Origin of the sequence: Bacillus sp. JJ634, from assembly GCF_036962285.1 — a bacterium.
Taxonomy (GTDB): Bacteria; Bacillota; Bacilli; order Bacillales; family DSM-1321; genus Peribacillus; species Peribacillus asahii_A.
This window is the reverse complement of the sequence record NZ_JBALMU010000227.1, coordinates 1-2,941: the sequence shown is the minus strand read 5'-3', so window position 1 is coordinate 2,941 and position 2,941 is coordinate 1. Positions and strand designations below refer to the sequence as shown.

General features: G+C 29.2%; 3 protein-coding genes. 2 read left to right on the top strand and 1 reads right to left on the bottom strand.

What is annotated here, in order from left to right; genetic code table 11:
• Both V7068_RS22305 and V7068_RS22300 read left to right on the top strand, forming a co-directional pair.
• Window positions 1-673: hypothetical protein (locus V7068_RS22305; protein WP_499714610.1), on the top strand; the 673-nt coding region annotated here is incomplete at its 5' end.
• 103 nt (window positions 674-776) lie between these two features.
• Entirely contained in the window at window positions 777-1,226 is a 450-nt protein-coding gene (locus V7068_RS22300; RefSeq protein WP_499714609.1) for a hypothetical protein, read from the top strand.
• 71 nt (window positions 1,227-1,297) lie between these two features.
• On the opposite strand, the gene V7068_RS22295 is transcribed toward V7068_RS22300, so the two are convergent.
• The coding region (locus tag V7068_RS22295; protein WP_499714608.1) for a hypothetical protein at window positions 1,298-2,941 on the bottom strand (1,644 nt) is incomplete at its 5' end.

Genomic DNA, 2,941 nt, shown 5'->3' with positions numbered 1-2,941 from the left:
CACTATAAGAAAATTGAAAAAGGAATACACTAAAACTAAGAAAGTTTTGAAAAACAATAAGAGTAATATGGGGATACTTGAAAATTTTAAATTTCAAGGAAAACAAGAAATTATCAATAAAAGTGAAGAGCTGCTATTAATAATAGATAAAGAAATTGATAGATTAATTCTACAAAGAACCAAATTAGAACATACGTTGAAACAAATTGAATCAAATAAACGCAGGAATAGAATAAAACAAGAAATACTAGATGAAATTAGTAAAATATGTTCTGAGGTTGATCTTAAGTCAGAAGATTTTAAACTCAGGAATTTCCTACCTGTTATTGATAAAACGGGTAGTAAAGGGGCACGTATGCTTTATGTTTACTACATAGCATTATATCTTTATAGACTCAAAATGAGTTCGATAAATCTTTTAGTAATTGATACTCCTAATCAACAAGGCCAGGATGAAATGAATTTAATAGGAATTTATAACCTTTTAAATTATTTAACTGATACTAGAGGTCAGGTGATTATTGGAACTGAAAAGACTAAGGGTTACCAGTTTGAAGATTTTAATTTAATACTATTGGCAGAAAAAGAAAAAAGCTTAACTAAAGCTCATTATGACGAACATAGAAAATTAATTACTAAACTGGATGAAACCTTAAAAATTTCAAGTAAGTAAATAGTGTGCATAACCACTCAAAGGTAACTCTTATAGAACGCTACCCTTTTAATTTTTTGAGATACTGGATAGAAATGATGTTACGATTTATGGGGATTGAAAGTTGTTGGTTAGGAAAACCAGCTCTTCTATTTGTTTGACTATAGCCCCATTAGTTGAATATAACTTTCAAATTTTCTTAAAGGTTTCATTTAAAATTTTAGTTATTTCTGCAAATCCCCAATATGAGACGTTTCTTTTATTTTCATTTTTTTCCAAAACGAAACAGTTTGAATATGCCTCTGGATTGAATATTTACCGTCTGTTCTGGCAGCGTAGATGTCACGTGCCGCTTCTTCGTCTACGTAAATTCAAACAAAAATTAAGAGCCTTCCAACTCAGGAAAGGCTCTTTACTCACTGTTACATCTTTTAATTATCTTTCCTTACAAGTAGTGAACAGCACTCCACATGTGGTGAGTGCTGAGGGTGGTGCAAATATTAAAAATGGATGTAGTGGAGTTGCCTGTATTATTCTTCAGCACTTTAAAAATTCCATATCCTACTCCAATTGACATGGCTAGCGGGTTTACGGCCATCGCTGTAATCTATGCAGATTTTAATCCCGCTTTTAATATTTTTTTCGCTAAATCCATTTCAAGTATTCATCGTATAAAGGTACAGTATTGGGATTATCTTTAATTTCATTTTCAACATAAACATACCAATTTTTTATCCTTATTAATAGATCATCAATATCCTCTAACTGATTTTCATTTAATTTAATTAAACGGAAATATATCTCCAGAATAGTAAAACAATACATCCTTAAGTGAGGTAATAAAAATGTCACATCAGATTTATGAGCTTCATGTGCAATTATGTTTCTAATTCTATAAAGTCTGCTCAACTGCCATTCAACTCTTAAATTATGCTCTTGAATATAGGCGATAACATCACTATTTGTTTTAAATTTCAAACCAATTTCCTCAAGTCGATGTATCAATAAATATGAATCACTTATATTGTCGATTAAAGCTTGCAAAGTTGTTTCATCCCTTAATACCTCTAAAAATTCTCCGTTCGAAATTTCCATCCATTTATCGCCTAAATCACATTCAACTTCAAATTTATCTAGGTTTTTTTTCATATCAACTAATAAGCTTGAGATATATTCAATAGAAAGTATTTTTGTAGCTTCATTACTCATTGTTTTCTTTATATCAACATGGGCCTTGTTACCTGTTAAAAGATATTCGAAAGCAGTCCAAGTATTAGTAAATGCTATGTGTTCAGTAGATGTAGATAGCCCCATTCGGAAAAATTTTAATGAAGCTTCTAACCTTTTTTTGGATCGCTCATCCAATTTTTCATTTTTAGAAAGTAACTCAGCTAAGGTGAGTGGATTAAAACTTGAATCATAGTCATGTTTATAAAAATGATTTAATGTTGAATCAGAAGGATTTGAACTTTCATAAACATATGAGTGATATGCAAATTCCACATTTTGAGGAATGGAAGTAAACATTATAAAGTCCAAAGCTCTTTCAATTGATGTCCTCGCAATTAAAGAAGCGCGATGGGGATCTGATGTTTTAACAATTACTTTTGCATATCTTATAAAAGGGCTAATTTCACAAAAGGCAGGTGGAACATTATTAAAAATCTTCTTATCAATCCAATTATAAAAACTCACATTATAAATTTGAGGATAATCATTAATGAATTGTTCGGAAGAAGTCATTTTCAAGAAAACCGTGTACTTTTTTTCATATTCTAAAGATCCGATTGCATCATCTAATCGTTCTTCAAAAGTCTTAGTATTTTGCCAAACAAATAATTGGTTTTTACAATGATAAAGTTTCTTTAAAGTTAAACCTTCTGAAATAAAGTATGAAATAACTGCTGAAGTAAAAATAAGAATTTGTTTTTTATTATCACTATTAATACTTTCTTTTAAATGTTTAATAATCAATTCTTTATAATTATTTTGTAAAAATAACTGCACTTTCCTTAAAATCACTAAATGAGAATATGCATTCTCGATGTCTTTATCTTTGCGTTTCGAAAATTCTTTCATATCCTTAATAACATCACTAAACTGTGATAATAAAATTACATTTTGTGAGAAAATATTTTTTTCCTTTTCTAGGATAATTTTGGTTTCATTTGCTATTTGTTCTACATAATATTTAAATTTTATTTGCCCTTGTATAGTTTCATCTAAATATGTAATTAATTCGTCCAGAATCAATTTCAAATTCATCACTTTCGGTCTATAACTCGTATG